General features: G+C 39.0%; 10 protein-coding genes. 1 reads left to right on the plus strand and 9 read right to left on the minus strand.

The window, feature by feature from the left end; translation table 11 throughout:
- Positions 1–354 precede the first annotated feature (354 nt).
- The 4 genes from sic to mga form a co-directional block, all read right to left on the minus strand.
- Positions 355–1272 carry a complement-mediated lysis inhibitor Sic gene (gene sic / locus B6D67_RS09275; protein ID WP_046735276.1) on the minus strand — a complete coding sequence of 306 codons (918 nt, stop codon included), beginning with the start codon at positions 1270–1272 and terminating at the stop codon, positions 355–357.
- A gap of 188 nt (positions 1273–1460) precedes the next feature.
- On the minus strand, positions 1461–2591 hold the full coding sequence (locus B6D67_RS09280; protein ID WP_046735277.1) for a YSIRK-type signal peptide-containing protein: 1131 nt from the start codon (positions 2589–2591) through the stop codon (positions 1461–1463).
- 211 nt (positions 2592–2802) lie between these two features.
- Positions 2803–4257, minus strand: a complete 1455-nt coding sequence (gene emm / locus B6D67_RS09285; protein WP_011285743.1) for a M protein — start codon at positions 4255–4257, stop codon at positions 2803–2805.
- Between the two features lie 143 nt (positions 4258–4400).
- Positions 4401–6029 (minus strand): virulence factor transcriptional regulator Mga, encoded by a 1629-nt coding sequence (gene mga / locus B6D67_RS09290; RefSeq protein ID WP_029714100.1) that lies wholly within the window; start codon positions 6027–6029, stop codon positions 4401–4403.
- 384 nt (positions 6030–6413) lie between these two features.
- Here mga and B6D67_RS10580 point away from each other — a divergent pair, with 384 nt between their 5' ends.
- Complete coding sequence (locus B6D67_RS10580) at positions 6414–6599, plus strand: hypothetical protein (RefSeq protein WP_011285744.1); 186 nt, start codon at positions 6414–6416, stop codon at positions 6597–6599.
- 105 nt (positions 6600–6704) lie between these two features.
- Here the strand turns inward: B6D67_RS10580 and B6D67_RS09300 are convergent, their stop codons facing one another.
- The 5 genes from B6D67_RS09300 to B6D67_RS09320 all read right to left on the minus strand — a co-directional run bounded on the left by B6D67_RS09300 (position 6705) and on the right by B6D67_RS09320 (position 12111).
- Positions 6705–6956, minus strand: coding sequence for a hypothetical protein (locus B6D67_RS09300; protein ID WP_002982472.1), 252 nt, complete (start codon positions 6954–6956; stop codon positions 6705–6707).
- Between the two features lie 78 nt (positions 6957–7034).
- Positions 7035–8660 carry a CHAP domain-containing protein gene (locus B6D67_RS09305; RefSeq protein WP_010922716.1) on the minus strand — a complete coding sequence of 542 codons (1626 nt, stop codon included), beginning with the start codon at positions 8658–8660 and terminating at the stop codon, positions 7035–7037.
- Positions 8661–8761: 101 nt separating this feature from the next.
- Positions 8762–10150, minus strand: coding sequence for a sensor histidine kinase (locus tag B6D67_RS09310; protein ID WP_029714102.1), 1389 nt, complete (start codon positions 10148–10150; stop codon positions 8762–8764).
- On the minus strand, positions 10147–10800 hold the full coding sequence (locus tag B6D67_RS09315) for a response regulator transcription factor (protein WP_002991237.1): 654 nt from the start codon (positions 10798–10800) through the stop codon (positions 10147–10149). Before B6D67_RS09315 ends, B6D67_RS09310 begins: the two co-directional genes overlap by 4 nt.
- Before the next feature lie 93 nt (positions 10801–10893).
- Positions 10894–12111: an ABC transporter permease gene (locus B6D67_RS09320; RefSeq protein ID WP_002993552.1), complete on the minus strand. Its 1218-nt coding sequence runs from the start codon at positions 12109–12111 to the stop codon at positions 10894–10896.
- Positions 12112–12116: the final 5 nt, after the last annotated feature.

Here is a 12116-nt window from a genome sequence, read left to right on the forward strand (position 1 = left end):
CTCTTTTATAATGGTTTTAGTGTCCGTGGAATAAAGAGTTCAGCATTATACTCACTATTGTTAACTTCACTATCACTTTATTCAATGTATCATAGTCTAACCAAGCTTGCTAGTTTCCCCAATGATAGTCACCAGCAATTCAGGTAGTGGCAATATGCTACCCGTCTCCTAAGCAAGAATCTTTCTCGGACTCAGATAGTCCATAGCGCAGCGCATCAATCACTCCTATCAGAAATTTTAGCAAGACATAAATAACATTTTACAGCCCTACATCACCTATGGAATCAGAATTTTTCGTAAAAATCCCTAAGAAGCGTGGCAAAAGCAGCACTAAACTATTCCTATCGCATCCCTTTACGTTGCTGATGGTGTATATGGTGTACCGAAGGCTTGCATGTAACCTTTTTTATATTCGTCTGACCAGCCACCATACTGGAAACCTTCAAAATCAATACCTCTACCTGAGTTTTTTGCTTTCAAGCCAGCTGAAAACCCTCTATCAAAATCTGATTCTTGTGGATTTTTTTGAGGAGTATGTTGCGGTTTTTCTGGCACACGAGGTTCACTTGGGAAACGAGGGGCGTCCTCAGATTGGCCCCAATCAGAGGGGCCAAATGATAATTCATCAAAGCCATTCCACTGAGGCCACTCAATCTGAGGAGGTTCAGGAATATGAGATGGGTTTGGTGATTGTTCGTTCTCAGGTTTAGGAATATGTCCAGGTCCTCTCCAATCATCACGTTTTTCATACCCTGTACCTAATGCTTCTCCATATGGTGGAGTGTAAGGGTCAATTGCTACCGTACCAGGTCCTCCCCAATCATCACGTTTTTCATACCCTGTACCTAATGCTCCTCCATATGGTGGAGTGTAAGGGTCAGTTGCCACCGTACCAGGTCCTCCCCAATCATCACGTTTTTCATACCCTGTACCTAATGCTTCTCCATATGGTGGTCTCGTTTTATCTTCTGTCTCATCTTTTTTATCGCTAGACCAGTCATCTTCAGGCCAATCTTCAGGCCATTCTTCTTTATCGCTAGACCAGCCATATTGAGACCAGCCATATTGAGACAAACCAACTCCAGACCGGTCATATTTAGACAAACCATCTCCAGACCAGTCATCTTCAGGCCAGTCATCTCCAGACCAGTCAAAATTGCGTGATGTATACGTTTCGGCTGAAACTGGTTGTGTAGCTCCTAGTAGAGCCACGGCTACAAGGGATGTAAATAGTAGTGTTTTACTATTTTCAATCTTATTTCTAATATTCATTAGTATTCTCTCCTTAATAAATTATTTCGTTAATGTTTTCATTATAAAACAAAGACGATTATTAGTAAAGGTCAGCTTTTTAAGAGTTGTTTAGTTTGTGACCTCTCCTTAACCTCATTCTTCTATACATAAAAGAGAGAACCGACTGGTTCTCTCTTGATGTTCACTCAGTATTACAAAGTGATAGCTTAGTTTTCTTCTTTGCGTTTTACAACTGCTGCTACTCCAGCTGTTGCCATAACAGTAAGGGCTGCCGCTGTGAAGAATGGGTTAGCTGTTTCACCTGTTGATGGTAACTGTCTCTTAGTTTCCTTCATTGGTGCTTTGTTTTGGTTAGGTTTTGTACCTGCTTGTGGTGCTTGACCTTTACCTGGAACAGCTTTGTTTCCTGGTTTTGTATCAGGGGTTTGTGAGTCTGATGCTTTTCCAGCTCTTAGTTTTGCAAGTTCTTCAGCTTGTTTCGCTAATTGTTCTTTGAGTGCTTTTGCTTCTGCTTCAAGTTTTTGGTGATTTGCTTCAAGCTCTTTTTTAGCTGCACGAGACGCTTCAAGGTCACGGCTTAGGCCTTGACGACTTGCGTCTGAGATTTGTTTGTCTTCTTTAAGTTTTTGGTGCTCAGCTTCAAGTTTTTGGTGATTTGCTTCAAGCTCTTTTTTAGCTGCACGAGACGCTTCAAGGTCACGGCTTAGGCCTTGACGACTTGCGTCTGAGATTTGTTTGTCTTCTTTAAGTTTTTGGTGCTCAGCTTCAAGTTTTTGGTGCTCAGCTTCAAGGTCTTTTTTAGCTGCACGAGACGCTTCAAGGTCACGGCTTAGGCTCTTACGACTAGCTTCTGAGATTTGCTTTTCTGTTTCTAATTGTTGTTGTTTTTGGAGTTGTTCTTGATAACGTTTTTCTACTTCTCGTTGGTATTTACGTTCTAATTGTTCTTGATTTTTTTGTCGCTCTTCTTGTTCTTGTTGTTCTTTTTGGTGCTCTTTGTGCTCGTGATCTAATTTTTTGAGATAGTCAAGCTCCAATTTTTCGAGCTTTCCTTGATTTTCTTTGCTAAGTTTGTCTAAATTTTTCTTATTCTCCTCATTCTCACTCTTGAGTTTTTCGTTTTCCAAACTTGTGGTTTCAACAACCTCAACAAGTTTAGCATTATCTTCGTCTAACTTTTTATACTCTTCTTGCCAATCAATTTTAGCCCCTTCCGCCTTAACTGTTGTTTGGTTTGCAAAACCTGCGCCCAAAACGGTCAAAGCAACGGCTACTGAAGCCGTACCGGTTTTTAGTTTCCGTAGTGAATAATTTTTCTTGGTTTGTTGTCTAGTCATTATCTACTCCTTGATTTTATTAAAAAAGAAAATTAATAGTGCTATTATTTTCCTAATATTTTTATTATATATAGTTAATCAAAAGGAGTAAAGGTCAGCTTTTTAAGAGTTGTTTAGTTTGTGACCTCTCCTTAACCTCATTCTTCTATACATAAAAGAGAGAACCGACTGGTTCTCTCTTGATGTTCACTCAGTATTACAAAGTGATAGCTTAGTTTTCTTCTTTGCGTTTTACAACTGCTGCTACTCCAGCTGTTGCCATAACAGTAAGGGCTGCCGCTGTGAAGAATGGGTTAGCTGTTTCACCTGTTGATGGTAACTGTCTCTTAGTTTCCTTCATTGGTGCTTTGTTTTGGTTAGGTTTTGTACCTGCTTGTGGTGCTTGACCTTTACCTGGAACAGCTTTGTTTCCTGGTTTTGTATCAGGGGTTTGTGAGTCTGATGCTTTTCCAGCTCTTAGTTTTGCGAGTTCTTCAGCTTGTTTCGCTAATTGTTCTTTGAGTGCTTTTGCTTCTGCTTCAAGTTTTGCTTGTAGTTCAGCTTTTTCTTTTTCTGTTAATTTCTTGCTTTCTTCAAGCTCTTTGTTAAGTTTTTCAAGAGCAGCTAATTTGCTGTTTGCTTCTTCTAAAGCTTTTTCAACTTGTTTCTTAGCTTCACGTGATGCGTCCAAGTCACGGCGAAGGCCTTGACGGCTTGCGTCTGAGATTTGTTTTTCTTCTTTAACCTTATCAAGTTCAGCAGTCAAGTTTGCTAAATCTTTTTCAACCTGTTTCTTAGCTTCACGTGATGCGTCCAAGTCACGGCGAAGGCCTTGACGGCTTGCGTCTGAGATTTGTTTGTCTTCTTTAACCTTATCAAGTTCAGCAGTCAAGTTTGCTAAATCTTTTTCAACCTGTTTCTTAGCTTCACGTGATGCGTCCAAGTCACGACGAAGGCTTTGACGACTTGCGTCTGAGATTTGTTTTTCTTCCTCAAGTTTTGCTTTTTCGATCGTTAGCTGCTCTTTTTCAGATGAAAGTTGATCAAGTTCAAGTTTTGCATTGCCTAAAAGATTACGATTAATCTCTTGTTCTCTAGTAATCGTTTCTAACTCTTTTTCTAAGACGTTAGCTCTATTATAGTCCTGACTCGCTTGGTCTATCGCTAATTCAAGAGCTTTCTTTTTCTCTTCTAACTCTTTTTCTAAAGCGGTAGCTCTATGGTAGTCCCGACTTGCCTGGTCTATCGCTAATTCAAGAGCTTCCTTTTTCTCTTCTAACTCTTTTTCAAGTCTTTGTCTATCCCAACTTGTTGATTCCTTTGCTAAGTCATAGTCTTGTTGTAGTTCTTTTAATTTAGTTTCTAAATCTTTACGCTGGTCTTCTAAGGCTTGTTTTGCTTTTTCAAGTTCTTCAGCTCTCTTAAAATCTCTTCCTGCAACTTCCATTGCATTCTCTAATCTCGCTTTTAAGTCCTTGTTTTCGTGACGTAAACGTATATTTTGTATTGCGGGATTGTTTGCTGCAAGATCTTCTATAACTTCCCTAGGATTACCATCACCGTTAGCCTTAACCTCTGTTTGATTCGCAAAACCTGCCCCTAAAACAGTCAAAGCTACCGCTACTGAAGCCGTTCCTGTTTTTAATTTTCTAAGCGAATAGTGTCTATTCGTGTTATTTTTAGCCATTTTTATGCTCCTTATGCTATCATTTTTTAGGAAGAAACCCTCATTTTCAGGGTTTAACTCTAATAATTCTATTGTAAATAATAGAAGCCAAAAGGTAAAGACCAGCTTTTTTAGCTTTTGCCACCTTTTTGACCTAAATGCTATTAATGATGAATCTGTTTTTGAGTTGCTACAGTTAGGCTGTCTAAGTTGTGGAGGGGGGCATGCAACTTGTTGGGGGGAGTGGGTAAGATAACCTCTTTGCGATGAAAGTCCAAGGGGTTGATGGGTTTGTCTAGTGGCAAGCTGTCTGCAAAGCTGATGTTTAAAAACGCATTGAGCTTGTCAATAATCGCTTCTGGAATCATTTTGTGGAAAAAGAAAATTTCTAGCTCTTCGCTTTTTCCTACCATAACATCTGTCACGATCACATCATACTGTTTTTCAATCTCTTCTAGATCGATGGTCAGAGCATCTAGCTCATTGAAGTTTGTGATGCTAAAAAACTCTCCGACGTACTTTTTTAGGAAATTACCAACACTGTTAAAACTTCTTTCAATCACCAGAAGACGAATTTTTTCATCTTTTTGATTTACTTTTAGGAAACTATTTTCCCAAGTGATGAAAAAGGCGTAGATCAATTGGTTAGTCAACTCTGTGCTGATAGGTTCTTTCTCTGAACGCATCAGTTTTTCTACACCTGCTACAAATGCTTTATAAAGATGAGGGTGTTCTTGCTTGTAAAAGTTGAGGTAACTTTTTTTGTAATCGAAAAATAGGTAATTAGCTGTGATATCTTCTTCTTTCAATACGGTAGTGTTATGAAGGATGACAGCTACTTCGTATTTGTTGGTGACGCTGAGATTGAGCCTGATTTCTAACTCATCAAGGAGATGAACCCAGTTGGTCACTTTTCGACAGCCCGTTGGTGAGTCTTGTTTGATGCTATCAAACGCATAACCGATTTCTAATTGGTCATTAACGTGATTAGAGAACATCTCAGCTATGGTAGTCTCATCTAGGTATAGTCCAAATTTGAGGTGAAACAAGCGTGAAAGGTCTTGGAATTCTAAGGATGATTGGATGAGCTGAGAAAAACGTTGACTGGTTTTTTTGTTGTCGTAGACGGCAGAGTGTCCCTTGTAATAACGAATCAAGTTAACTGAGCTTAGTATTTTAAGGTGCTGAAATAATGTAAAATTAACCCTCACATCGACCTCTTTTATCATTAAACTGAGTAGCCGCTCACAGTTCTTTAAGTTTAGGATTTCCCCAAAAGGCCACTCTGAGATTTTATAGGCTTCCGAAAAATACTTGAGGTAAAATAGTCGAATCTGGTGTTCATCTCCTGATACTTGTACGGGACTAGTTAAAATAGTAATACCAAAGGTATGCATCAAATAGGCATTGGTTTTTTTGATGAGACGCTTGAGTGTTGAAAGGCTCACAAAGAGCTCTTCAGCTAATTCTTCCAAAGAGTTGAAGTCTCTGAAAAAAAGGGTCTCCAGCAATTTAAATGATTGAGAGTGTCTCAGAGCTTTCTGATAGACTTCTTGCAAACCGCAATGTTGATGGTACCAGATTGTAATATAACCATTTTTATAGGTAATTCCTCCCACTTCCTTCATAAATTGCATGTTAGTGAGACATGTTTGCAATGTTAACATGGAGATGTTGAGAGCTTTGCTGAGTTCTTTATCTTTGACGCCAATGGCGTCAGCGTTTTCTGTTACGTATGAGATTAATTTTAGTTCTCTCCACTGTTGACTTGTAAACAACTTACTTACATACATTACCTTGTATACCCTTCTTTTTAATTTTCTTGATTTTCTTGTTATTTCGTGAGGTATTTCGTTAAGTCAGTACGACCTATATTAAGAAAAAGTATACCATAAAATGCCTTTCAAATTCTTTCATTAAAATCCAAAAAACAGTCACGATCACGCATTTATTTCTTTTTGTTCATTATTTATAAAACATATTATAAAACGTGACCCAAAAATTGGATTTTTACCCATTTTTTATGCCATTTATGCTCTTTTTGTTTTAAAAGAGGTCTTATTTTATATTTTTTTTATATTTTTTGAACCTAATTTATCTTTTGTCACTAACTTAATTAGATTTTTTACATGCAATTCAATGTTTTTGACTGATTTCAGTTTTTAAGTTTGACTGTTATGGTACAACCATTAAAAATTCTATCATACTTCAGTCAATTTACACCAACATTAGCTCTTGAAAACGTTTCTACGATGTTTTTTATGAACTGGTTAACTTGTCTTTTTTCGTTGGCTATTTTGAGAAAACAGGGCTTTGGGTTCTATTTTGCTTTTAATTTTAGCCATGTGACTCTCACATCATAAGGAGTGTTTGGCTTTTTGATGACATCATGGCTCTCAAAAGACCAAAAAACTTCCAATAACTTAGCTCGTGCTCTAAATTATTGGAAGATTATTTGACCTATTACTCTAATCTCGCAAATTGTCCTCTAATGCGTCAAAGATACGGTTTAGAGCAAAGATAATAAAGAAACAGACACTTCCTAACATGGCAACACTCGCTATTCCCATAAACGTATTTTCCATGCTAGGCTGGCCCAAAAGACCAATGCCATAACTGAGTATACTTAAGAGTAAACAGGCTGTACCTAGTTTTAGGAGGTAGCCATTACGAACACGTTTTTTTGTTTTTTGACTCGGGGTGGTCACTTTCTTTATCATCTGATGAACCTCATTCTAAGTTGACGCTGTCTCTTTTTGAGATTGGTCAACAGGCAGGTAGCTTCTTGGTTGTGGGGGTTATGGTCTTGGGAGTTTGTCCCCTACGACATAGGTCAACAAACTAGCCTGCTCAGCTGTGAACGTCCGATAGGAAATGGTGCCTAGTCCCATAACATTTGACTCTGAAATTAAGATAGAACCATCTTCTTTGATTTGCTCTACAACAGCAACGTGACCATAGGTTGCATCTGCTCCTGCTTGGCCTGGTGCAAATGAGACGACATAGCCCACTTTAGGTTTATGGGTGGTCACAAAACCTGGCTTGCGCTGCCAGTCGCCACCGTTACCCATGTACCTGTCGACTTGATAACCTAGCTCTTTGACACGATTATAGGCGTACCAAGTGCATTGGCCAAAGCTGTAGGTCTCTGACTTGTAGGTCAAAACGTTTTGTGGCTGACTTCTTTTATAACCTACGGGCACTTCGCTAAATTGTGTCCCGGAAGTTATCTTGAGATGTTCTGGAATCTCAGGTGTGCTTCCATGATCATCTATCCATTGGTCTAGTTTGGTCATGATATCTGCTCGTCTTTGCCCACTGCCACTTGTATCTGTAAAGTAAACCCCACCATCAATCAAGGTATCCAACTGGCCTAGTGACCATTTTTTTGCTTTGAGGTCTTGTCTTTCAAAGGTTTGGTTTTTGTTGGCAATGATGGTGTCTTCTACCATGTGACGAATAGCAACCTCATCGCTGTATTTTTTGGCATTGTTTGGGTTGAAGTCAAAGGCGCCATAACCAAACATATTGGCTCCTTTTTCTTTAGCAACTCCCTGAGTACCTAGTGAGCTTTCTGCCATTGCAATAGCTACGATAGCTCGAACGTCTAGTCCTGTTAGTTTTTCCCATTCTAATAAACGCTTTCCGTTTAAGCGTTCTTTATCATAGTGAATACCTAGACTGTTCAAAAAACCATCTAGCTGTTCAGCAGTAATCCCATAACGGCGTGACAACAGGTTGTGAGTGTAGGCAGAGTCACCTGTCCAGTGTCTCACGTAAGCCGCTGATGAGCGACTGCTTGGTTTTAGCTTGCTCAGGTCTTTGTCACTTTCTCTCCAAGGTATAAAGACAGGAGCAGCTGCTAAAGGAGGTTGGATGGGTTTTGGAGCGTCACGATTTGGCTCTGGTGTTTTATCAGTTGCTTTTTCTGGTCCTTTTTCAGGGGTTTTATCAGCTGATTTTTCTGGTGTTTTATCAGGTGTCTGATCTTTTTGCTGATCAGGTGATGGGGTAGGTCGGCCGTCTTTGTTTTGTGACTCTTTTTGAGACGACTGGTCTTTGGGAGATGGGGTGGATTGATCACTGCTGTCTGGTTGCTTGGTGTCGTTTTTGTCTTTATTTGGTTTGTCAGTAGCTTCAGATGATGCCTGATCGGTCTGCTTAGTATCATTTGAAGGGGGGGTTGGGTGAGTGTGTGATGGCTTATGGTCTTTTTGGGTGTCGTGCTGCGACGCTGTTTCCTTGCTTTTTTTGTCTTTTTTTGGTGTTTCACTCTCGTCATCCGTATCAGTATCTGCTGTAGTAGGCTGATCAGTGGATGATGTGCTATTACGCAAGGAGGTATCAGCAACAACTAATGGCACTGCACTGTTTAAGAGTATGGTACTTAATAGTGTTACTGCTAACAATTTCCTTTTCTTCATATATGATTTCTCTCCTCTTTTTTATACTTGCCTAAACAATGATGGGTAAAGGTCAAGGCTTGGTTAATGATTGATGACTTTTGTCGTCCTACTAGTATGGATCAATCGTCATGATGGGATGGAAAATCAATCGTAAATACCATCCATCTTTGATCAAGAACAACAAAGCGATAAGCCAGATGATGCTGATCAAGAATCTGGTGGGTGATAAACAGCCCCAATCCTGTACCACCGTCTTTCCTGTTACGACTATAATCTGGTCGATAAAACGGTTGGAATAACTGTTTCATCTGCTGTTGTGTCAATAATGTCTCTGCTTCATTTTTAATCACTAGTTGGTTGTCTTTTAGTTGAATCATCACTTGGCCGCCTGATTTGGTATAGTGAAAGGCATTGTCAATAATATTTTTAATCGCCTTTAGTAGATATACTTTATTGGCTTTGACGAATTGTTCTTCGAGATTGATAGTCACTTTGAGGTGTTTTAGTTCTGATAAGACGAGAAAGACTTCCATTTCTTCTTCTAGGCTGCTTTTTAGTGAAAACAGTTCTTGATTTTGAGAAGCTAGGGTTTCAATCTTAGATAAAGATAAAATGGATTGAACCAGTTGGGCTTGCCCTTCAAGGACGTCTCGGCACTTTCGCAAATATTTGTCACGATCTGCAAAGTCACCAACATTATAGAGCATTCCATCAATCATTCCGATAATACTAGTGATTGGTGTCTTTAGCTCGTGCGATGTCATGCGTAAAAACTCAGATTTCTCTCTTTCTGAATCAGAAGCTTTTTCATACTCTTTTTGCAAGGATTTGATGCTCGTTGAAAGACTCGCATACAAACGGTTAATATCACTAGCCAACATTGCTATTTCATCTTTGCCGTGAATGGTACACGTTAAGTTTGGTTCTAGGTTGACCATTTTTTTGGCGGTTTGTGACATGCTAAGGATACGCCGGCTAGAAGTCCTACTATATAAGTAGGCGACAATACTCCCTACGGTCACTGAAAAAATCAATAGTGACGGGTAGAGGTCAAGGAGAACTTTGCTAGCATCTGTTACGGGTTGAAGTGAAGATTGCCCAAGCAATGTCATTTTTTTTCCATCGCGTAGGGTTACTTTTTGACTCATCACCTTAACATTAGAATAAGAGTTGTCAAAGGTGGTGACGATATTAACATTTTGACTGTCTTTGCTTTCACTGACGCCGTCTAGGAGCTGCAAGGAAGGATAGAGCAGTTGGTTATCACTGTCTACTAAGCTGTACCAAATATTATCTTTGTTGATTTTTTTTGTTAGGATATCTCTAATCTCGGTTACCGTTTTGCCTTTGATTTGCTTGCTTGTTTGGTCAAATTCACACTTAACTTCTTTGTCTTTGACTTTGGTGTAATAAATTGGCATTGCAAAATAAAGCACTAACAAAATAGAGGTAACCACTACAATAATTAAGCCATTGATGACCAAAAAGGTTTTTTTGATTAGTCTCACTCACGCTCTCCCAATAAATAGCCCATGCCTGTAATTGTCTTGAGGGGAATACCCGTCATTTTTTTACGAAGGTTCTTGATGTGGTTGTCAAGGACACGCGTGTCCAGTTCAGAATAGCCCCATATGTCATCCATCAATTGGTCTCTGGTGACAATTTTTTGGTGACGTTTTGCTAAATAATCAATAATGTCATATTCTTTTTTGGTTAGTTTGACCAATGTTCCTTGCCAATAGACGCTATGTTCGGTCTCATCAACAAGTAAGTCTCCGATTTGGCGCTTTTCATCTGGAGTAGAGACGCGTAATACATTTTCGATACGTTTGATTAAAATGAGTGGTGAAAATGGTTTGGTCACATAATCACTAATCAAATGGTTGAAGCTTACAAGCTGTGTGTACTCGTCATCTAATGCCGTTAGCATAATAATAGGGACATCTGATGTCTTTCGAATTGTTTTTAGCACTTCTAAGCCACTTAAGGAAGGGAGCATGATGTCTAAAATAATCAGATCATAAGACGTTGTCTGCCACTTGTCTAAGGCAGCTTGGCCATCAAATACACAATCTGGATCATAGTTATTCGCTTTTAAAAACTCACAAATCACTTGACTGATGGTATCATCATCTTCAACTACTAATATTTTAAACATAACTTCCCTTTCTAGATTGGCGTTTAGTGTATCAAGCAGCTAAGGATGACATCAAAGGGTCATCCTTTTTGACTTTTATGCTTGTTTGGTTGATTATTCAAATCGCAATGCTTCAATTGGGTCTAGCTTAGACGCTTTAATGGCTGGTAATAGTCCAAAGACAATCCCTATAATACAACAAAACGCTAAACTCAAGACAACTGAGAACAAGGATAGGATATAGGGATATTCGAGTGATCTTGTGATGATCAATCCTGATACCATCCCTGAAATAACCCCTATCACACCACCTAGCAAGGTTAGAATGACCGCTTCAATTAAAAATTGTTTTAAAATAAGCTTACGTCTAGCGCCAAGCGCTTTTTTGATCCCAATTTCTCTCGTTCTTTCGGTAACTGATACTAGCATAATGTTCATCACACCAATACCACCTACAATAAGAGAGATACTAGCAATACCAGCTAATAACACAAAATTAGATTTGTTTAGGTTGTCTAGTTGGCGTTCAAATTCTTTAAGGTTCATGACACCAAACATATAATCTGATTTAGGGATCGTTTGATTGAGCATATCACTGACACGCTTTGCTACAGGTTTGAGGTCATCTGCGCGATAGGTCTGGATCGTGATCTCAGGTGTCGCATCCACTACACCATTAATATTATACCACTGATGTAGCGGGATATAAGCAATTTTCTCAGTCCCACTTGTGAGGCCACTTTGTTCTTTTGATTCAAACACCCCAATGACCCTGAAGGGATTTCCCATCACTTCGACAAATTTTCCAAGGCCATCGTCTTTTGGAAATAGTGACTCATACAAGCTTTTTTCAAGGTAAATCACCTGTTTTTGGTCAATAAAGTCTTTGTCTGAAAAGTCACTGCCTTTAATAAATGTCATGCGTCTCACTTCAGCTACGTTTTTTGTGATGGCAGAAATCTTTGCAGATGATTTTTGGCCTAGATGGTAGACTTTGTCATCAATACCATATGAGATCAGGGCATTTTTGACGCCTTTGACTTGCTGTATTTTGCTAAGCTCTTCTTCAGCCATAAAAGGAAGATAGTCTGGTTTTTTAGCATTTGACTTGTCTGGAAATTTAGGGTCAATACTACTTTTTTTGTTAAACACAATGTTAATAGTGTTATTGCTGCCACCAATCAACTGTCTTTTGGTATTTTCGGTATTACCTTCGATGATTGAAAAGATTGCGATAATGGCACCAATACCGATAATAATCCCTAGCATTGTCAAAATTGACCGCATCTTGTGTGATAATATAGAGCTTAAAGCTGCAATAATATCTTCCATTATTT

The sequence above is a fragment of the Streptococcus pyogenes genome, assembly GCF_002055535.1.
GTDB classification, from domain to species: Bacteria; Bacillota; Bacilli; order Lactobacillales; family Streptococcaceae; genus Streptococcus; species Streptococcus pyogenes.